1 protein-coding gene and 1 pseudogene are annotated in these 546 nt (G+C 43.0%); both read left to right on the top strand.

All coding sequences use genetic code 11. From position 1 onward, the window contains the following. A pseudogene (locus R7E78_RS29665) lies at positions 1-88 on the top strand (ferredoxin--NADP reductase); the annotation flags it as partial. Between the two features lie 151 nt (positions 89-239). Continuing rightward, the coding region (locus R7E78_RS29660; protein WP_318059082.1) for an RDD family protein at positions 240-546 on the top strand (307 nt) is incomplete at its 3' end.

The raw sequence follows: 546 nt of genomic DNA, 5'->3' as shown, positions 1-546 counted from the left end.
AGATACCTTGCCTGTGCTGCAAGAATTAGGGTTAGAAAAGTATCGAACTCGAACAGGCGGTCACGTTATCTATGAGCGTTATTGGTAAGTATCCACCCATCGCTGAAACCGAGATAACTAAGTTATATCGGTGTAAATTAAAAATCACTTTTGAGACATGATACGAATTTATAGACTTATCAATTGAGCACATATACAACAATGCCTAGACTGCGTTCACTGTTGTTGTAGGTGGTTATATGTACTCTTCAATTGCGAGCAAAATGCAGCGGCTTATAGGCGGTTTCGTTGATCTGTTCGTCGTCATTAGCGTTGTCGTTGTTATCGCGTTGGGTATCAATTTTTGGCTCTATGACTTCCGTTTATCCCTGCAAGAAAACTTCACGCTTGTTTACGACACCCACGCGGTGTACCTCCTCACTGTTCCCATTCTTCTCGTGATTAACTGGTATTGGTTGAAGGAAGGGCAAACCATCGGCATGCGTTTTGTTGGTATCAAAGTGGTGATGAAAAATGGTCGTGCCGCGACCAAAGTGACGGTTTCCA

Source organism: Vibrio sp. YT-19(2023), from assembly GCF_033337395.1.
The sequence above is the reverse complement of the archived record's forward strand: the minus strand, read 5'-3'. Positions and strand labels throughout refer to the sequence as shown.